Below are 19,289 nucleotides of genomic sequence, written 5' to 3' on the forward strand. Positions count from 1 at the left end.
TATTGAAAACAAAACAATTGTGAGAATCCCCCGCATTTTCATGAACCAAATTCCTTTTTTTATCATTTTGGGATTACCTATATTAGAACGATAATGTGTGGATATTGTTGCGTTATCCTACCCGTTAGCTTAACAAAAAAAGCAGCCGATTAAACTGCCTTCAAAAGTCTTCATTGATCTATTGTTTCCCGTTAGCATAAATCACGTGTGGTAACCGTTCAAGGAGCATAACGATACCATAGGCGCTGCATATTATTGCTAGGCTGTGGAATAAGCGGACGACAGGTCCGCTTATTCTGCGTTTACGCACCGCCGCAGCCGGTTGACCGAATACTCGTGACGGATTTTGGGAAAATAACCATATCTGCTTAGTACTGGGGTGATGGATGTGAAAACGGGCAAGGATCGTGGGAAGGTTCCGTTTGAAGAGGAAGACCATGGCGAGCTCGTACCCGATCTCGCCTATAACGAAACGGCATTAAAATCGATATTTCGGGGCTGCTCCGACGTGATCTTCCGCAGCATCCGGCTCGGCGGTGAGACCCGGTGGATCGTCGTTTATATTTCTTCGCTGGTGGACAAAAAGATGCTGGACGAGCATATCCTGAGCCCGCTCATTAAACGCCGTACCAACCCGAACGAAAACGTAAGCGGCAGTATTGAGGCGCTCGACGACCTGTTCGTCTCCATCGGCGAAATTATGCTCGCATCCAAAATCTCCGATCTCGTGCGGTATGTGCTGAATGGCTATGCCGTCGTTCTGGCGGCGGGAAACAGGCGGGCGATGGCCGTTTCGGTCAGCGGCAAGGCGCAGCGAAGTCTTGAAGAGCCTACCTCCGAACCGGTCATCCGCGGGCCGAAGGACGGATTTATCGAAAATAATTCAACCAATATCGGGCTGATCCGCAGTAGGTTGAAAACGTCCCGCCTGAAAATCGAAACCTTTACGGTCGGTGATCTGACTCAAACCGAGGTTGCACTGACTTATATTGAGGGCGTTGCCGACGCTTCTCTTGTGGAAGAAGTCCGGAAGCGGATTAGCGAAATTCGCATCGATGGTGTGCTCGATTCGAACAATATCGAGGAATTCATCGAGGATACCGCCTTCTCCCCTTTCCCGCAGGTGCAAAGCACGGAGCGGCCGGACGTCGTCGCCGCGGGGCTGCTCGGGGGGAATATCGCCATTCTGGTCGATTCCACGCCCTTCGCGCTCCTGCTTCCGATGACATTCTGGGCCGGCATGCAGGCAAGCGAAGATTATTATATCCGCTGGCCGATCGCAACCTTCGTCCGGTGGATCCGATTAATCTTTCTGGTGATCGCGATCTTTGCTCCTGCCTTATATGTGGCCGGGACGACCTTTCACCAGGAGATGATTCCTACCAGCCTGCTGCTGAGCATTGCTGGCTCCAGGGAGCCGGTTCCATTTCCCGCACTGATCGAAGCGTTATTGATGGAAATCATCTTTGAGGCACTGCGCGAAGCCGGGATTCGGCTGCCCAAACAGATCGGACAGGCGATCAGCATCGTTGGGGCCCTCGTCATCGGTCAAGCGGCCGTGCAAGCCGGCATCATTTCGGCCCCAGTCGTCATTATCGTATCGATCACGGGCATCGCGTCGTTTACGATCCCACGGTACAGTTTTGCCAACGGGATCCGGCTGCTTCGGTTTCCGATGCTGTTCTTGGCGGGGACCTTGGGGTTATATGGGATTGCGCTTGGATTTTTGGGCATTTTGCTGCATGTCTGCACACTGCGGTCGTTCGGCGTTCCTTATTTCGCTCCGGTGGCTCCGCTTTCGCTGCGCCATATCAAGGACGTAGTGTTACGCGTACCTGTCTGGAACAAAACAAGCAGGCCACCGGCAGCGGAATCCGAGGAACAAGGAACAAGGTAAAACGGCAGAGGAAGAAAGGAAGAAAGCGTCATGATAAGACCGATCCTGTGCATCGTCCTACTAGCCGCCGTGCTGCTGACAACCGGCTGCTGGGACCGTACGGAAATCAATGACCTTGCCTTCGATATGGGAACCGCGTTTGACCTGACCGAGAAGGGGGAACTCCAAGCGTCTATCCAGATCGCGCTTCCCCAACAAGCAGGAATGACTGGAGGAAACAACCAGAAAGATAAATTTTTTGTTCTGACGGCTTCCGGAAAAAACCACATTGAACTTCAAAAGCAGCTGCAGAAAAAATTGTCCCGGCAGCTGTTCACTTCCCATCGCGGCGTGATTTTTATAAGCGAACGGCTGGCCAGACGGGGCCTTGACGATGTGCTCGATGTTTTCACGCACGATCCCCACAACCGGTTAAGGACTTATATTATGGTCGTGAAGGATCAGGACGCGAAAAACATTGTGCAGGTCCGCTATCCATTCGAAGAGGGGCCGTCCGAAGCGGTAAGGGCAGCGGAGTCTATGGGGGGCCAGCTGTCGGTTACGCTGCGGGACTTCTTTATTGCCGCATCGAGCGAAGGAGCGAGCCCGGTAACGGCGGTCATTCAGCCCGAAATACCCGACGGGAATATCGAAAGGGAAATGTTTCGTTTCACAGGCGCGGCCGTATTCAAGGGGCTTAAATTAGCCGGTTTTTTAAACGAAAAGGAAACAGACGGTCTGCTGTGGCTTACCGGACGGATGGGACATAGCCGAATTACCGCCGCTCTTCCGGAAGGGTACGGCAATGTCGGGATGGTCCTGATCGGCGCCCAGCGAAAGATAACCTTCATCGGAGGCGGCAGCAAAGTCAAATTCAACGTCCGGTTGACAGGTGAAGGGGACCTGTTCGAAAATAACACGTCGCTTGATGTCAGCAAAATGCAGAATCTCCGGATTGCGCAGAAAGCTTTGGAGAGGGAGGTAGAAAAACAAGTGCGAGATTGTTTGTTCAAAATCCAGAAGCAATATCAATCGGATGTCGCCGGATTCGGCGGCGTCCTGTACAGGAGCCAACCCCGTAAATGGAAACAGATTAAGAATAAATGGGACAAAGTGTTTCCCGAAGCGGAGATTACAGTTACGGTCAAGCTTAATTTGCGTGATACCGGGGTGGCGGGACCGCCTCTGCAGTTGAAAAAAAGGGAGATCGTCAATTGATGCTGCAAATCGTCGGATATCTCGCACTGCTCGCAGTCTGGACGTATGTGCGGGTTCATTCCCTCTTGCTCAAGCGGGAGCCTTCGGCGGCCTTCCTGTACGGCATGATCATGTTGATCTGCATCGTGATCGGCTCGCTGTTAATGGCAAGGGTCACAGTGCCGAGCTTTAATGTGCCGGCTGAGGCCGCTTTCAGATGGATTGGCAGGTCGCTGCTAAAGCAGTGAACTAGCCTTTCTTTTGACGGCGTCGATGGCAAGGAGCAGTGCCGGCACCAGATTTTGCGTGAGAATCGCCCATATGGGATAAGTGAACGTTTCGAACTGCTGAAACTGCGCCTTGGTTTTGAACGCCCACACCGCGCCGATGATTGACAGCAGCGAAAGTGGGGCGACTAGAATCCGGTAATTGCGGATCCCGAACACCTTGGTCAGGCAGAGGGCCAGCAAAAACAGGCATACGGCCACCTTTACGAAAACGCCCGATACCCAGATCGCGAAGACAATGGCTTCCAGCCGTTCGAAGGAGCCTTGAATGCCGATATACTGAATCAGGGACAGAAACGAATAAGTCAGCTTACCGGTAATCGGACCAAAAATCATGACTGTCAGCAAATCGACCATGACGATCACCCCAACGATACCGAGAAGCGCAAGCATTCCGGCCTTGCGCGCCTTGCGGCGTTGCTTCAGAAACGGAATCAGCCATCCGATCAGAAAAACTTGGTTGATGTTGGCCGATAGGGGAAGGGAGCCCTGCAGCACCGGCACGAAACCTTCCCCCATCACCGGCATCAGATGCGTCACGTCCGTGTCCTGCAGTGCGAGCGTAAAGAGCGGCACCAGAACCATGAAGATGAGCAGCGAGAGAAAGATGTTGCATCTGCCGATCACTTCGATTCCCGCATAGACGGCGAGTGCGCTAAGCGCCACGATCGTCACCCCTCCGACGACGGACGGCGTTCTCGGCAACAGAAACGTATTGATAAACCGCGAATGCTCATTGATGGAAACAGCGACTAACGAAAACCAGTAATAGAAAAAAAAGAGCCCCAGCGCTTTTCCGAGCCATTTGCCCACGATCTTCTCGCCGTATTCCAGGATCGTAAGACCTGGATAACGATTTCCGAGCGCCGTCATAACCAAAATATTGGTGACCCCGAGCAAGGCGCCCGGAAATACCGCCAGCCAGGCGTTTTGCCCGGCAAATGCGGCCGTAATTCCGGGTGCGGGAATGACAAGCGCGGGAAACACAAATGTAAACAGCAGCAGGCCAAGCTGGGTTCCGGTGATTTGTTCGGTAACTTTCATTCGGCTCTCCTCGTCTAGGACAGTGGACTTTGTTTCTAGTTTCACCTTTATTCTGGGAGCCCATACCACTTGCGAAGAGGCCGCGCCGCCGGGTAGCCGGTCTTTTCATCGGCACCGCTCTATGGACGACTTAACCTTTTATTTTCACTGCATCCGGTATTTCCCCTCCGGTCAGGTGGATGCCACGACGCGCCGCATACGCCTCCAAGCTGTTCGAGGATATAGTGTTTGATTTTTCCAATCATCCTCGCCTTATTGCTCAGGATGCCGGTAGAGATAGCCATGGCCCCATTACTAAATGCTGAATTAAACTATCCTGCCCGTTAGCTTAATGAACAAGAGCAGTGAAAGTAGTTGTGAAATTTGGTATATAGATGATTTGTTATAGAAAGCTTTGCTTACTGATACCCTCCTAGGGCTTCGAATGATTGATGGCGGTCTCGATGTAGGCTCTCAAAGTCTTGATGAACGTGCGCATGGCGTATCCGACATATCTGTCGTTGCGGTAGATCAGACAAAAGTCCTGAGATGGCGTAGGATTCCTCAAGGGCAAGACTTTGATGTCTGAATGATGAAGATTGTCCAGTAGCATTTTCGGCAGAACACAGGAGCCAACTCCGCTCTGCACCATCTGGAGAAGGGAGGATAACGTTGTCGTCACCATATGCGGCTGCAAAGTAAATCCTTGGTCCATGCAAAAGCGGTCAATCAACATGCGGTATTGATGATCGGGCGGGAACATGACCATCTTCAAGGTATGCAGTTTGTCTAAGGGGATGAAGCACTCCGTGGCGAGAGGATCATTCTTGCTTACCGCCAATGAAAACTCCTCGTGATACAGGGGAATAGACGTGATACGTGTATCGATAACAGCGCCAACGGTAACGCCGAAATCAATGCTTCGGTCCAGAACTTGTTCTGTTATTTTTATGGTTTCCAGAAGGGACAGTGAGATAGTGGGATAGGTCTGATGGAAGTTCAGTATAAAGGCTTTAAACATGAATTCCGCGTCACCGGGCAAGACGCCGATGGATAACGATCCGCCTTGCATATGCTTCAAATCAACAATAGCGTCGGTCGCTTGTTGTAGATGCCCGAACATGGCAGCACCATGTTTTTGAAGAATCGCTCCGGCTTCAGTTAGTACAACTTTTTTCCCCACGCGATCGAATAATAGCACCCCTAACTCTTCTTCCAATCTCCTGATCTGCTGGCTGATGTTGGGTGGGCTGACTCCCATCTTTTCAGCTGCTCTCGTGAAATGAAGCTCTTTACAAATCGCCATAAAATACTGTAGTTGTTTTAACTCCATGACTAACACCTGCTCTCAAATTGCATGGCTGAATGAATCTTCAATGATTATTGTTATGCCATCTTATTTGTCTGTCAATGAATAATGTTAACTCATACTTAACGTTTCGGTAATGCCCACTACATTGATGGTAAGCTCCATGAGACCTACACTAGGAACATATCAAGCGTTCTCATTACAAAGGAGGGAATCAACGTGTCTGAAATGATTATCAACACGGCAAAAACCGGACGTCAATTGGTGCTACAGCAGGTAAACGCTATCCCTGAGGAATTGTTCGACATTCAAGCGGCAGGTTTCAACAATACAATCCGTTGGAATCTCGGCCATATGATTTATTGGGGGGATAAGTATTCTCCTTTAATTTTTGGCTCCCCGTCGGCCATACCGGACTCGTATGAAACGCTGTTTAACACAGGAACGAAACCCTTGGACTGGACGTTTGATCCTCCATCGAAGGAAGAGTTGATCGAAATGTTAACAGCGCAGCTGTCCCGCATATCTGATCTGGTGCCTGAAATGCTGGGCGAGAAGCTATCTAATCCGTTTTCCTTGGGGCCGTTTCAATTCAGCACCCCAGGCGAGCTGTTAAACTTCACTCTGATTCATGAAGCTTTTCACCTTGGAACGATATCCAGCCAATTAAAGGTCCTGCCGCGCTAACCATTCCGTCATTGTTATCCCGACTTTTGGAATCCCACACCTCTAGCTAACCTATAGGTTGTTGAATAAAAAAATGTAAGGAGCACTTCACCGTCGCAAAATGCTCCTTACAGATTGAACTATCGTTTCCCGTTATTTTAGTCACAATAGCTAAAGGTGTTTGGTGCAGTTATATATTTGGCATGCCCATTTGCTGTTAGTGTGTGTAAGAATGGTTACAGAAGTATTATCTATATACGTTTTTTGGAAACGTTCGGGCAAAAGATGTTGTAATGACAGCCCAATCAATGCTCCATGACTTATAACTAATATTCTTTTATCAACATATTCTTTAATGAGTTTATCGAGAAAAGTTAGACCTCGCTTTGCGAACATCTTGAAATCTTCCATACCAAGATTTTGCTCACGCCAATTTGCTCCCCAACGAGTGATACGCTCTTCCTCGGTGGTGCCCTCAATTAGCCCGCAATTAATCTCTCTAATACATTCATCAGTGAATAAGGGTACTCCCAAACATGGCTGAATGATTTCGGCAGTTTGCCTAGCTCTCGTTAGATTACTGGAGAATATAACATCCCATTCTTCGCTTGAAAGTCTTTTTGCCAGTGCAGATGCTTGCTCTAATCCTTCTTCGTTTAGAGGTATGTCAGATATTCCTTGAGCCTTGCTAAGTTTATTCCATTCAGTAACCCCATGTCTAATAAGGCCTATTGTGGTCGCCATACCTGCCCCCTTAATGACTACAATTTCCCCATCATTACTCAAACAAATGGTACCATATATTGGAACAAGTACTATCCGTTAGCTTAACAAAAAAAGCAGACGATTAAAAAAACTGCTGCCTTCAAAAGTCTTCATTGAGCTATTGTTTCCCGTTTGTTTAATGACAAGGTTCGTCTAACGAACCCTGTGAGAGTCGGGATGATCATACTTTAATCCAACCCGCGCATGCCGTGGTACCTAGCAGCCAAGCTCCAAGTACCACGGGCATCACGAAAGTGAGTACGAGACACGGTGGCGAATGCTCTCTCAGGGTACTTTCAGGATAATGTCCTTTAGTTCAATCAGAGTCTTGATTCGATAGCTGGCCTGTGAGAAGTCATGTGTTTTGGTGAAGTCGTTATGGACAATCGCACAGTCGATACCAGCCGCCACGGCTGAGTTCAACCCTCTGTTTGAATCCTCTACAACCAGAGTCTCTTCTTTGGTAGCTCCGAAGCGCTTTAGGCCGGTCAAGTATGGTTCCGGGTGCGGCTTGGTGCGCTCGTAGTCTTCGCGAACAAGGACGAATTCCATGAATTGTCTAATCTGGCGCTTTTCATGAATAAGTTGAAAATCCGCACGTTTTGCAGTTGTCACGATAGCCATGCGGACGTACTTTGACAGTTCGGCCAGAGTTTCAGCTACGCCTTCAATCTCTATGGCCTCTGTTCTTAGATATTCCTGATAATAGACGTTGCGAACCTCGCGCTGCTTGCTAATGGTCTGTTCATCAATACCTGCCGCCCTAGCTTGGGACCAAGTGCCCAATGACTGGGTCATGTCGCGGAGGTATTGATCTTTATCCAAGGTAAATCCAATGTCAGCCAGAGCGCGTTCTCCCGCTTTGTAATACCAGAATTCAGTATCAACCAGAACACCATCATGATCGAAAAGTATGTACTTTATCATTGTTTCGTTCTCCTTTGTCAGCACGGCAACCCTGCGTGCCATCAAGCGCCGTTGGTCGCCCTAAGTAGACAGGCCACTGATGTGTAACTGAAGAAAATAAGTTATTAAATAAATTTCGATTCTACAATTATACTAACCTGCCCGTTAGCTTAACTCATTCGAGTCATCCAAAGTTCATTTCCATAGATGAAGTATGCTCGATCATGTAGCGAAAATCCTCCTCAGAATCGGTCCAAAAAACAACCGGTACTTGTTTTATTTTCATTTGCCGAAATGCCTCATTGCGGTGACGCCCATCAGCAATTTCATATTTGCCAGCCGAATAAAAGACGATTAGTGGCGGAAAATCCCAATCACCATATGCGTTCTTCATTTTATCAACGACATGGAAAAACCATGCTATATCGTTCTCTTTAGTCAGATACGATGGAGCTCTTCTTCAATTCCAAACTCCGATATATCCGCAACGACAGGACCGATATAGTACCTCTTCTTCTCCAATAACCCGTCTGCCAATGCAACATTGTCTCCGTCATTTCTAAGAAATAACTGAATCCACTCATCAATGGCATCACGTTGGGCATATTCAATCGCACATTGTGTACTGCCGTATATCATGGGGTTCACACTCTCCTCGATTGGGTTAGTACAACCTATTGTATACTACTTCCAAATGGGACAAAATGGTACTTAACAGGTATAACTAAACTGTCCGTTAGCTTAATAAAATGAGCAGGCTACTGCAGCCTGTTCCACATTAAGTTTTATTCAACTATCGTATCCCCTTAGTTAAATAAAGCCAGCCGGTCAAAGTAATCGGCTGGCTTCTTGTTCATTATTGAGCTATCGTTTCCCGTTAGCTTAATACTTCAGTTCATGACTAAACACCAAACTGATTTAGGTGATGATCTAGGTGCTTATATAATCCTTTTCCCCATTGCTCAGGAGTCAGTTTTCCAAAAAAGGGATGTGGGTGAGACGTACATTTTTCCGGGCCATTGTTCTGGAATGTCATAATTTTTTGTTTTAGTTTTACTTTTTCTTTTTGAAAGTCTTTTTCTTCTACAATCAAAATTGTAGGTATAGTGGACATGTTGCGGGCAGGTGGCTTGTCATTAAAAAAAAGGGGTTTCACGAACGTTCCAATTAATATGCCTAACCAACCTCTTGGGGGAAAGGTTCTTCCCATTGCAATGTCATGGAACGATGAGCAATGAGCTAGCATTTGGGCAACATCCATCTTACCCCATTGAGGGCGTGAATTTGGACTCAATTTGTCTATACGATTCAAGATCTCCACTGTGTCCGTTTGATTAAAGATGTTTTTCATAACAGACTCCTTTAATTTAATGACTGATAAACGTTATAGCTAGACAGTTACATTATACCTTTATTCGCATACTCGATTTCTTCGGGATTGCTATTCCATTGATGATGAAATTCTCTCCTAGCCTACTCGTCAGCTTAATTAACCTGATAATGTAGTAATGTTATTGGCGACGTCAAGAAACACACCGTCCGCTGCTAAGTACTCTTTTCATGCCACTCAATAATTTACTTTTTTTCCCACGGGCTAATCTTTAGCCTTCCAGTAATTCACTTCATTTTCCAGCTGGTCTCCCCAAGCCTCATACACTGGATTGAAACCAGAAGATCTTAGTAATTTTTCGGTAGCTCTATACAATATGATTTGATCCTTGGGGTTAGCGGATTGGGATATCGCTGCAAAACGTTCACTTAAAGCTGCCTTCTCCATTGGAAGATGCTCCAAACGATCAAGTAAGATATCGACTCTATCCAAATAAGGGGAAATAAGCTTATTAAGACTAAACAAGCAATTGATTAAGCACATGATAGACGATGAAGCCTGCAGCAAAGATCCAAGCTCATTATTTCTTCTTACCGCCTTCATAGATCGATAAAAAGCATTCAGATAGGCATCCAACCAACTCGCGACTTGTCTTTCCGATTCTTGATCAGAGAGTGTACAGATTTCATGAATAACCGATGGCAGCCATGTGGTATGGTCAACGATGATTTGAGCTGTTAAAAAAGCGTTCGCTCGCCAATCCGATAGTTTTTGAAGCCCTTTTATCTCTTTTTCGCTTATGTAGGATACATCCCATTTCCAAGCCGCGTTAGGAAGACGCAACACGGGCTCAGACTGTTGATAGACGACAAGCAAATCGACATCCGAGAGCTGATCATGAGCGTCAGCCGAAACCGAACCCATTAAAAGTACACCTAATACATTGGGCTGATTACAATTTTCATATACTAACTGTTTGATTTCATCAATCATACGAACAACTCCCACGATTGTATATTTTTGTTGGCATAATCGGTGAATCTCAAGGTCCTCACTCCATATGGATCATGCTTATCGTACAATTATCATATTCTGCCCTTCAGTACAACACAACCGCAGCCAATAAGGCCAAAATACCTCTATCGTAGAACGCAAAAAACTCCATCCCCTAAGGGACGGAGTTACTCCGCATACCTTATTTAATTGTCTCCGCCCTCATCCATACGCTGTGCAAACTCGTCCAGAAGCGCACGCACTTCATCGGTAGACGTCGTGCTCATCAATTGATTTCTGAGTTCGCTGGCCCCTCTGAACCCTTTGACATAAATCTTGAAAAAGCGATGAAGAGCTTTGAACGGCCGTGTCTCTAATTGCTGGGAATACTGATCATGAAGATCCAGCTGCAATCTTAAAAGATCAAGGTATTCGCTACTGCTATGTTCCCTCGGCTCTTTTTCAAAAGCAAATGGATTTTTAAAAATACCACGCCCGATCATGATCCCATCCACACCATATTGTTCAGCCAGCTTCAAGCCCTTTTGACGGTCAGGAATATCTCCATTAATCGTGAGCAGCGTATGTGGCGCCACACGATCCCGAAGCTCCTTAATTTCAGGAATCAGTTCCCAATGGGCATCGACTTGGCTCATTTCGTCTCTTGTACGCAAATGGATCGAAAGATTAGCGATGTCCTGCTTCAAAATATGGGTCAGCCAGTCCTGCCATTCATCCACCCTGGTGAAACCAAGTCTGGTCTTCACACTTACAGGCAATCCTCCTGCCTTGGCGGCTTGGATGATTTCAGCGGCAACCTCTGGGCGGAGAATTAAGCCGCTTCCCTTCCCATTGGATGCCACATTAGGAACAGGACAACCCATATTGATATCGATCCCTTTAAATCCTGCCTTCGCCATACCGATACTCATCTTTTCAAAATACTCCGGCTTATCGCCCCATATATGTGCAACCATCGGTTGTTCATCCTCGGTAAATAGCAAACGGCCGCGCACGCTATGATTTCCTTCGGGATGACAATAGCTCTCCGTATTCGCAAACTCGGTAAAAAACACATCCGGTCTTCCTGCTTTACTCACGACATGACGAAAAACAACATGCGTCACATCCTCCATTGGTGCAAGTATAAAAAAAGGCCGGGGTAAATCAAGCCAAAAATTATGGTTCACTTCAAACTCAATCCTCTCGTAAAAATAAAGCTTCACACGTTGTCCAAAATATAACGCCTAATGTTCGACGACTCGTCCACTTATATCATGCTTCACAGCTTATGATTAAACCAAAGTACACTTGGACTTCCAACCCCTCTAACCATATTATATATCAAATTACTCCGAATTTTTATCTTGTCAGATATAAGAAAAAGAACGAATTCCCCGATCAGAAATTCGTTCTTTTTACCAATCAATTCATCATGCCATTCCTATGAAACATAGACAATCCATCATTACAGCTTTCTCAATTTATGCAAAATATTCGCCGGATCCAACCGCTGCATAAAGTCCGGATTCACGTAGGCAGAACGGATAATGCCGGATTCGTCGATCATAAAGGTGGAAGGAATCGGCAGGATCCAGCGGTTCGTCGCATTGTATTCCGCCAGGTCCATGCCCATTGTTTTCATCATGTTCTGAATATAATCCGGAACGTCGTAAAGGATGTTATAGAAAGCAGCCACGAGACCGTTGGTGTCGCTCAGTACTTGGAAGGTCAGCTCTTCTTTCTCCTGCTGGGAGAGCGTATTGTCCGGGCTTTGCGGGCTGACTGCGATCAACTTGCCCCCAAGGGCTTCGATGTCCGGCAGTAACTTCTGATAAGCCTTCAGCTGACTGTTGCAGAACGGGCACCATCCGCCCCGGTAGAATGTCAGGACAACAGGTCCTCTGGAGAGTTCCTCATAAAGGTTCACCGTTTCTCCCAAAGCATTCTTGAGTGTAAAATCTTTCGCCTTCTCCCCCTCCTGCCGGCCGTAAGGAATACCGGATTCCTGCTGCTCCCGGATCTGACGGAACATCTCTGTTTGAATCTCCAAAGGGGTATGCGCGATAAATTGCTGTTTGGCTTCCGCTAAAGCTTGAGTTAATGACATGTTTTGCTCTCCTTTTTTATTAAAACCTTCTCAATAGAAGCGGCTATAAGCTAGATAGACTTGCTGGTTATTTGTCGGGCTAAATTTCAGTTCATGATGCTTCATTTGGCAGAAATCTCGGCTGGTGAGGCGAATGCCGCGAGCCTGCTTTGCCTGCGCAAATGGATGATTTGGGCTGTCAAGCCAACGATAAGAATGACGAAGAGACTGGCTTGAGCGCCGAGAAGAATGGGCGAACTCAGATCGGTGACGAAGGGATGACCGTTTGGAACACGGGTCAGGGTTTCGGTAATGGTCGGCAACATGAGCAGAAACGCCGTCAGGCTCAGGAAGATGGTTTCGAGGTACTTCCCCGCACGACCAAAGCTCGAAATACGCCCGATGCCGTATCCGGCGAGCAGCAACAGGATCGTTGCCGTACCAATGACATAGCTGACCGACTGATGTGCGATGGGGAATACGGTGATCGCGCCAATCAGCATCGAAATGAAGTAGACGACACCGGGCTTTGACCGAGGCACTATCCGTCCGTAACGAGCAAACATATAGATAGCCAGCGGAATGGCGGGCAAGCTGCTGAGTGTATGCACCCAGCCGAGTGATGAAATTCCAAACATAAATGTCTCCTTCCAGTCCTTTAGGACAAGGTTGATTTGTTCTGTCTTGGCGCGAGCCGATACTAGCGGCTAACAGCACTCTGATCAAAAATTCATTTGGTCGTTACCCACTACCTACTAATAGGTAGATTAAAAAGACAAAGCTCCACCAGCTACTAAACGTCCCCCCGTGCCAATCGTGAAAAACAAAACATCACACTCGGACCACTCGATGGGGCCGGCCACAACCGATATCCCATACTCAGTTGATCTTAATGTATATCTGATCCATCGACGGACAACAGGGGCCGTTTGGCGATCATTCAGCGACAATCAAACACGCCGTTCTCACTGTAGGCTGACGATATGTAGTCGGCATGCCTCGTATGTGCACTTGGCGAATGAGATGCGATTCGTTCGTAAAAAGCGGGCTTATCCTCATTAGTACGTAGCCTGCTCTCTGGATGGGTTAAGCTAAAGGGTCACCTCTTTTCTTCTAGATCTTGACTACAAACCATCGCCATCGCGGCTTTCATCGCGAAGAGAATCGCTCCAAGAGCGAGCTTGTCACGACGCCGAAAATCTTCGGATCGCCATAGGCCCGCGCCGAGAGCATCGCGCCGTGAACCGTCGCCATGAACGCTTCGGCCTCATCATGAGGGGTACCCATCAGTTGAAGCTGACCTTGCCGTGCACCGCGCTCCAGCACGGATGTCAACCAAGCCGACAGGGAGCGGAAATGCGCCCGGACCTCTAGGCAAACTTCCTCGGGCAGGACGGGGAGCTGGCTTGCCAACAGCGCGCAGACACAAAACGGAGCGCTGTCGTCCATGATGCAGGCTTCCCAATAACCAGCATAGAACCGAAGCAGTTCGAGCGGATCGGATCCCTGATGCTCAAGATTCGCCATCCCCGCTTCGGCTTCTTTCCGATACCGCGCAACCAGCGTTTGGACCAGATCGACCTTGCTTGGGAAATGGTGATGGATGCTCGCCTTACGAATCCCAACCACCTCAGCGATATCGGCATAACTGAAGCCGTTGTAGCCGCCAGCGATGATCAGAGAACGCGCACAATCCAAAATTTCGTCATAGGTGCTAGATAAATTTGTCATATCGTCATTCTACCTTCTGGTAGGTAGTTTGTCAATTAGCATCGTCGTGTTGTACGGGAGCCGGTATTTCAGAACTAAAGTACAAGTGGCCAATCCTTGTTCACGATCACAAAACCAGGACCGTGATTATTACCAACGTAAACCTAACTTTCGCGGTGTGGCTACTCCCTAAGAAACGGTTTGTTTACCGTTATAGTAAACGTGATTGGAGAAACCTGAAGCGAAAAAGATAAACAGTCAATCACAGCGGCGGTCAAGGAAAGAACTGCTGACTTGCTTGATTTGTTCTTGGAGTATATCGAGGGAGACATTTCAGGTTTTATGCTTGATGGTCTTACTGCTCCCTCGAGCGAACGATAACTCAAATCTTTATGAGCGGCTAGGTTTATCAGCTTTCAGTCTATACAAGAAGGTTATTGCTGTTAAGAAGTGGAACTAGTCTTACAGAAAAATAATATCTTCGGTTCAATATGAAAGGAGATAGTTATGAATAGAGAGGAACTAGGTAAGTTATATCCAATAATAATTGAACGATATGACAAAAACTGGGTTTCCATGTTTGAAAGGGAAAAACAAAACATCATTAATATTCTTGGTTCAAACATCGCATTAAGGGTGGAGCATATGGGAAGCACTGCGGTTCCAAACTTATCATCAAAACCTATCGTTGATATTTTAGTGGAGATTCCACAGATAAGTGAATACCGAGATATCATAATTGACTTAATGAGTAAGAAAGAGTATACCCTCATGCAGGAACAAAGAAACCATATTATGTTTGTTAAAGGGTATTCCCCTACTGGACTAGAAAAGGAATCCTTCCACATTCATATGGGGACAAAAGAACAGGATTTCCTATGGGATAGATTGTATTTTAGAAATTATTTAAGGATGAATCCTTCTGTAGCAATGGAGTACGAGGAACTAAAAATTAAATTAGCCGAAACTTTTAGGCATGACAGGGAAGCCTACACTGAGAGCAAGACGGAGTTTATCAGTAAAATAACAAGATTGGCAAAAGAGAGTTTAACTGTAGAATAGGAATGAAAAAAGAGGGGCTCTGCGCCCCTCTTTACTAATTCCGCCAATACATCTCCGAGTTATGTCCCGCTCCAAACTAACAGTGAGCAACACTCCACATGCACCGTGTGCGGAAACATATCCACCGGCGTCACTTCCACCGTGCGGTACCCGCCATCCTCCAGCACCCGCAAATCCCGCGCCAGTGTGGAAGGATTACAGCTCACATACACCACCCGCTCCGGCTTCATCTCCAAAATCGTCTCCAGCAGCTTCGGATCGCAGCCCTTGCGCGGCGGGTCAACAACGATGACGTCCGCTTCGATGCCCTGCTCCTTCCAGGCAGGAATCACATCCTCAGACGCCCCTACCTCAAACGTTACATTACTCATCCCATTCAGCTCCGCATTGCGGCGTGCATCCTCAATCGCCTCCGGAACGATTTCGACGCCGTACACCTTGCCCGCATGCTGCGCCAGGAACAGTGAAATCGTCCCGATGCCGCAGTACGCGTCGATAACCGTTTCTTTCCCGGTCAGCTGCGCATACTCGACGGTCTTCCCGTACAGCACTTCCGTCTGCGCCGGGTTCACCTGATAGAACGACCGCGCAGAGATGGCGAACTTCACGTCGCCGATATAGTCATAGATAACCTCGCTGCCCCACAGGACGCGAGTCACGTCTCCGAAAATAACATTCGTCTGCTTTGTGTTCACGTTCTGGCAGATGCTAACCGCCGACGGCAGCTGTTTGCGGATCTCCGAGATCCACTCATCCGCATGCGGTATCTTATCCCCGTTCGTTACCAGAACGATCATCATCTCGCTGGTACGGAAAGCGACCTTCACGACAACGTGGCGCAGCAGGCCTTGGCCGCTCTCCTCGTCGTAGGCGGAGACGCCGAGCTTCCGCCCGATGGCCTTCACGCGGGCAACGACCTCGTCGTTGTGCTCGTGCTGGATGAGGCAGGCCTCCATGTCGATGATGCGGTGGCTGCCGCGGGCGTAGAAGCCGCCCACCAGGCCGCCTTCGGTGACGCCGATCGGCACCTGGGCCTTGTTGCGGTAGCGCCACGGCTCGTTCATGCCCAGCGTGGCATGAACCTGGATGCCCTGCTGCGCTGCGCCGCCCGCTGCGGCAGCGGAAGCAGCCGCAGCAGCGTCCGCGCCTGCCGCCCCACCTATGGCCTGCACCCCGCGCAGCTCGGGCTCGCCGAGCACCTGCAGTTTGCCGATGCGCGTCAGGTTGTCCACGACCAGCTGGCGCTTCCACGCGAGCTGGGCGGCATAGTCCATGTGCTGCAGCTGGCAGCCGCCGCACTGGTCATAGATCGGGCAGGGCGCCGCGATCCGGTCGGGGCTCGCCTGCACGATGTCGAGCAGCTTGGCGTAGCCGTACTGCTTCTTGGTCTTGAGCACCTTCACGCGGACTTTCTCGCCGGGAAGGGCGCCCGCGACGAACAGGGTATAGCCTTCGGCGCGGCCGACCCCTTCTCCGTCATGGTTCATGCCGATGATGTCGATGACGGCTTCATCGTTTTTCGCTACCGGCAGGCCGGCAATCGGTGCAGGCGTGCTGCGGCTGCCGGGATTCCGGCGGCTGTGTCGCTTGTTCATGCTGCTTGAGTCACTTCTTTCGAGTATATTTTGAAAGGGAAAGCCCCGATTCACGGCGGCCTGTCCACTTGTATTCGTTAATGTCTTTTAGTTTGATTATGCTGTATCCCGCAGGTCATAAGCCCCACAACCCTCCGGCTTCATTTCTTCCCCGCATCCTTCCCATTATAACAGAAAAGCGCACAAAAAAAGTCAAGATGCCCTGCCCTCATCCTAACGGATGAGCTGCATGCCGACACCTTAACTCTCCTACGATGATCCACCGCCTGCTCAGCTTCCCTGCGCCTGGACGAACCATCCTATTCCTATCCATGTTGTCTATATCGAAGTATGTCAAAAACAAGCCTTAAGCAAAAATCCGCAAGTGCTGCGGCAGCACCGAAAACTGCCCCGGCAGCGTTCCGCCAAGCTCCCCGTCCAGGTTCAGCAGCACCTTGCCCGGGGACGTCACTTCCATCGATCTCGTGCGGAAATAGACGACCTTCTTGTCGTTGAAATGCTCGCCGCGCAGCGCGAGGCTGACCAGCCGCACGAATTCGGCCAGATTGCATTTCTTGAGGGCGATCACGTCGAGCAGGCCATCGTCGATCCGCGCGCCCGGCGCGAGCTTCTCGAAGCCGCCGACGGAGTTCGTGTTCGTGATCAGGAAGATCATGAACTCGTCATGGATCGTCTCCTGGCCCTCGGCATGGATGATCAGCTCCTGCGGAGACAGGCTGACCATTTTCTCCACGCCTTTAATATAATAAGCGAGCTGGCCGATCATCGTCTTCAGCCGGCTGGGCACGTCATACGTCAGCTCTGTGAGTGTGCCTCCCCCAGCAATGTTGATGAAATAGCGGTCATTCGCCTTGCCCACGTCGATGGGGCGGGTCTGCTGGCGGATGACCAGGTCGCAGTAGTCTTCCCAGTTCCTTGGAATGCCCAGTCCCCGCGCAAAATCGTTTGTCGTTCCGACCGGGAACACGCCGAGCGGCGGCAGGTTATCCCGCTCCGCCATGCCGTTGACGACCTCGTACAGCGTGCCGTCCCCGCCGGCGGCGATGATCATGTCGTACCCCCGCTCCACGGCGTCGATGGCCGCCTTCGTGGCGTCCCCTTCGCCCATCGTGGCATGGCAGGAAGCCTCGATGCCGCCCTGATCGAGCCGGTGCAGAATGTCCGGCAGACGCCGGCGCATCTCCTCCCGGCCTGAGGTGGGATTATAAATCAAACGTGCTCTTTTCATACATACGCCACCTAATAAGTTGATAATTTCCGAATAAGCGCCTGTTCCTTATCATGACGCGTCAGCATCACGCGCAAGCCAGCTCCGGATCTGCCGCTCCATCCAATGGGTCAGCAGCGGGTGCGGCAGCAGCGCTTCACCTGAATACCGGTAATTTAACCCGTCCAGCCGCTGCGGAATCACCGTCCGGGTGAAATACCCGTCACTCAAAAACAGCGGAGCTGCAATCACCTGCATCCCGCGTTCCTGCTGCCAGTATTCCACCTTCGCCCGCACGCTGTCAGGCCGTAGCAGGGCATAGTCCGCCGCGGCCAGGCCGCCGATCGCCCGGGCGCTCTCCGCGAGACGTGAGAGGCCCTCCTCCCAGCGCTCGCGGAAGCCGTCATGGCTGCTGCCGTGACCAACAAGAATAAGAACCTCCTCGCCGGGGTTCTCCGATTCCGTCTTCACTTTATCCCACACCATGCGGGCCACGTCCGGATCGTTGTCGATCGGCTCTCCATACAGAATATTCGCCCGGATGCGAAATGGCTCCAGGTCCGTGTCGATGGCCGGGGCGTCAATGACGCCGAGCGCATATGCGATTTCATTCACATGGGTGCTGCCCGAAGAGACAAACAGCGGAATCACCAATATATCCGTAACGCCCTGGCTCTCCAGTTCATCAATCCCGTCCTGAATCAAGCGGCCTTCCACGATCTCCAAGAACGAAGCCGCCACAGGGAGTTCTCCCCGCAGCGGCAGCTGTTGGACGGCATCGTCGACCAGCTGGACCCAGGAGGATTCCCTGGAGCCGTGACTGATAACAAGTACCCCCGGTTTGCGCATATTAACGCCCGAGACGCTCTAACGTCATTTTATACCCTTCGTTGCCATAATTCAAACAGCGCTTCACCCGCGAAATGGTGGCCGTGCTCGCTCCCGTCTCCGCTTCGATCTGATTGTACGTGCTGCCCTTGCCGAGCATACGCGCCACTTCCAGACGCTGGGAGAGGGATTGAATCTCGTTAACGGTACATAGATCGTCGAAAAATACGTAGCATTCCTCTACATCTTTAAGAGTTAAAATGGCTTCAAATAGTTGGTCGATGCTTTTATCATTAAGTTTCTTCAGTTGCACTGAAATATCATCCCCTATTGTAACTATTGCCTATTCAGGATTTTGCTCCCGTCACAGGGTCTTTCCACATTTAATATCGGTCAATCCGTGTTCAAATGATAGTCCTCTATGTACTCCCATTGTACCGAGCCGG

Annotated in this window: 20 protein-coding genes; 5 read left to right on the plus strand and 15 right to left on the minus strand. The window is 49.5% G+C overall.

The features are described from left to right. The first annotated feature begins 388 nt into the window (after positions 1-388). Genes FHS19_RS29850 through FHS19_RS29860 form a run of 3 tightly spaced genes read left to right on the plus strand, consistent with a single transcriptional unit; the run spans position 389 to position 3,321 of the window. The gene (locus FHS19_RS29850; protein WP_312887368.1) at positions 389-1,897 is read left to right on the plus strand and encodes a spore germination protein; all 1,509 of its coding nucleotides are present in this window, start codon (positions 389-391) and stop codon (positions 1,895-1,897) included. Between the two features lie 30 nt (positions 1,898-1,927). Continuing rightward, entirely contained in the window at positions 1,928-3,094 is a 1,167-nt protein-coding gene (locus tag FHS19_RS29855) for a Ger(x)C family spore germination protein (RefSeq protein WP_183586132.1), read from the plus strand. After that, positions 3,091-3,321, plus strand: coding sequence for a hypothetical protein (locus tag FHS19_RS29860; RefSeq protein WP_183586134.1), 231 nt, complete (start codon positions 3,091-3,093; stop codon positions 3,319-3,321). The genes FHS19_RS29855 and FHS19_RS29860 overlap by 4 nt, the downstream gene beginning before the upstream one ends. On the opposite strand, the gene FHS19_RS29865 is transcribed toward FHS19_RS29860, so the two are convergent. Beyond that, complete coding sequence (locus tag FHS19_RS29865; RefSeq protein ID WP_183586136.1) at positions 3,310-4,404, minus strand: GerAB/ArcD/ProY family transporter; 1,095 nt, start codon at positions 4,402-4,404, stop codon at positions 3,310-3,312. The two genes, FHS19_RS29860 and FHS19_RS29865, sit on opposite strands and share 12 nt — an antisense overlap. Before the next feature lie 412 nt (positions 4,405-4,816). After that, positions 4,817-5,716: a LysR family transcriptional regulator gene (locus tag FHS19_RS29870; protein WP_183586138.1), complete on the minus strand. Its 900-nt coding sequence runs from the start codon at positions 5,714-5,716 to the stop codon at positions 4,817-4,819. Between the two features lie 195 nt (positions 5,717-5,911). Here FHS19_RS29870 and FHS19_RS29875 point away from each other — a divergent pair, with 195 nt between their 5' ends. Beyond that, complete coding sequence (locus tag FHS19_RS29875; RefSeq protein WP_183586140.1) at positions 5,912-6,379, plus strand: DinB family protein; 468 nt, start codon at positions 5,912-5,914, stop codon at positions 6,377-6,379. Between the two features lie 150 nt (positions 6,380-6,529). Here FHS19_RS29875 and FHS19_RS29880 read toward each other — a convergent pair whose 3' ends face one another. The 9 genes from FHS19_RS29880 to FHS19_RS29925 form a co-directional block, all read right to left on the minus strand. After that, positions 6,530-7,102 carry a histidine phosphatase family protein gene (locus FHS19_RS29880; protein WP_183586142.1) on the minus strand — a complete coding sequence of 191 codons (573 nt, stop codon included), beginning with the start codon at positions 7,100-7,102 and terminating at the stop codon, positions 6,530-6,532. Positions 7,103-7,408: 306 nt separating this feature from the next. Then, a complete protein-coding gene (locus FHS19_RS29885) occupies positions 7,409-8,050 on the minus strand; it encodes an HAD family hydrolase (RefSeq protein WP_183586144.1) in 642 nt (213 codons plus the stop codon). A 417-nt stretch (positions 8,051-8,467) separates the two neighbouring features. Continuing rightward, positions 8,468-8,668, minus strand: a complete 201-nt coding sequence (locus FHS19_RS29895; protein ID WP_183586148.1) for a hypothetical protein — start codon at positions 8,666-8,668, stop codon at positions 8,468-8,470. 262 nt (positions 8,669-8,930) lie between these two features. Then, positions 8,931-9,380: a DUF1569 domain-containing protein gene (locus FHS19_RS29900; protein WP_183586150.1), complete on the minus strand. Its 450-nt coding sequence runs from the start codon at positions 9,378-9,380 to the stop codon at positions 8,931-8,933. Between the two features lie 243 nt (positions 9,381-9,623). Beyond that, entirely contained in the window at positions 9,624-10,352 is a 729-nt protein-coding gene (locus FHS19_RS29905; protein ID WP_183586152.1) for a nucleotidyltransferase domain-containing protein, read from the minus strand. Positions 10,353-10,558: 206 nt separating this feature from the next. After that, complete coding sequence (locus FHS19_RS29910) at positions 10,559-11,488, minus strand: tRNA dihydrouridine synthase (RefSeq protein WP_221224162.1); 930 nt, start codon at positions 11,486-11,488, stop codon at positions 10,559-10,561. Positions 11,489-11,820: 332 nt separating this feature from the next. After that, positions 11,821-12,462 carry a peroxiredoxin-like family protein gene (locus FHS19_RS29915; RefSeq protein ID WP_183586156.1) on the minus strand — a complete coding sequence of 214 codons (642 nt, stop codon included), beginning with the start codon at positions 12,460-12,462 and terminating at the stop codon, positions 11,821-11,823. Between the two features lie 101 nt (positions 12,463-12,563). Further along, on the minus strand, positions 12,564-13,079 hold the full coding sequence (locus tag FHS19_RS29920) for a hypothetical protein (protein WP_183586158.1): 516 nt from the start codon (positions 13,077-13,079) through the stop codon (positions 12,564-12,566). A 511-nt stretch (positions 13,080-13,590) separates the two neighbouring features. Further along, a complete protein-coding gene (locus tag FHS19_RS29925) occupies positions 13,591-14,172 on the minus strand; it encodes a TetR/AcrR family transcriptional regulator (RefSeq protein WP_183586160.1) in 582 nt (193 codons plus the stop codon). A 486-nt stretch (positions 14,173-14,658) separates the two neighbouring features. Between FHS19_RS29925 and FHS19_RS29930 the strand changes: the two genes are divergently transcribed. After that, a complete protein-coding gene (locus FHS19_RS29930; protein WP_183586162.1) occupies positions 14,659-15,213 on the plus strand; it encodes a GrpB family protein in 555 nt (184 codons plus the stop codon). Between the two features lie 59 nt (positions 15,214-15,272). Here the strand turns inward: FHS19_RS29930 and rlmD are convergent, their stop codons facing one another. The 4 genes from rlmD to FHS19_RS29950 form a co-directional block, all read right to left on the minus strand. Continuing rightward, positions 15,273-16,808 carry a 23S rRNA (uracil(1939)-C(5))-methyltransferase RlmD gene (gene rlmD, locus FHS19_RS29935; RefSeq protein ID WP_183586164.1) on the minus strand — a complete coding sequence of 512 codons (1,536 nt, stop codon included), beginning with the start codon at positions 16,806-16,808 and terminating at the stop codon, positions 15,273-15,275. Between the two features lie 346 nt (positions 16,809-17,154). Continuing rightward, the gene (locus FHS19_RS29940; protein WP_183586166.1) at positions 17,155-18,036 is read right to left on the minus strand and encodes a diacylglycerol kinase; all 882 of its coding nucleotides are present in this window, start codon (positions 18,034-18,036) and stop codon (positions 17,155-17,157) included. A gap of 51 nt (positions 18,037-18,087) precedes the next feature. Beyond that, positions 18,088-18,864, minus strand: coding sequence for a sirohydrochlorin chelatase (locus FHS19_RS29945; RefSeq protein WP_183586168.1), 777 nt, complete (start codon positions 18,862-18,864; stop codon positions 18,088-18,090). 1 nt (position 18,865) lies between these two features. Continuing rightward, positions 18,866-19,156: a YerC/YecD family TrpR-related protein gene (locus tag FHS19_RS29950; RefSeq protein ID WP_076176780.1), complete on the minus strand. Its 291-nt coding sequence runs from the start codon at positions 19,154-19,156 to the stop codon at positions 18,866-18,868. Positions 19,157-19,289: the final 133 nt, after the last annotated feature.

Origin of the sequence: Paenibacillus rhizosphaerae, assembly GCF_014192015.1 — a bacterium.
Classification (GTDB): domain Bacteria; phylum Bacillota; class Bacilli; order Paenibacillales; family Paenibacillaceae; genus Paenibacillus_AQ; species Paenibacillus_AQ rhizosphaerae.